Below are 282 nucleotides of genomic sequence, written 5' to 3'. Positions count from 1 at the left end.
AATTTACAAAGGATTCTTTGAAGTCTCTCTGTTCGCCTAAAATCTGGAAAATAGCCGGAGCTGAAGAAGGAAATCAGAAGAGCTTCCAGCTCAAGAAACGCAGACTCTTTACTGCAATACCAGTTCTGTGTATAGCCTTTGCCGAGATTTTGATGTTTTTAGAAAAAGTGGGAATAGCTATCTGGGTACATATTGGGATCTTAATAGCACTTTCTCTTTCGAATATATTCGTAAAAGACTCAGAAGTTCAGAAAATTCACCAGGCATTGATGCTCCTTCCTC

1 protein-coding gene is annotated in these 282 nt (G+C 39.0%); it reads left to right on the top strand.

All coding sequences use genetic code 11. The annotated features are described in order from the left end of the window. Positions 1–282 (top strand): hypothetical protein (locus K6T82_RS24375; RefSeq protein WP_223711657.1); only part of this gene is annotated, 282 nt, incomplete at both ends.

The organism is Flavobacterium potami (genome assembly GCF_020026915.1).
Classification (GTDB): Bacteria; Bacteroidota; Bacteroidia; order Flavobacteriales; family Flavobacteriaceae; genus Flavobacterium; species Flavobacterium potami.
This window is presented reverse-complemented; position numbering and strand designations above follow the sequence as displayed.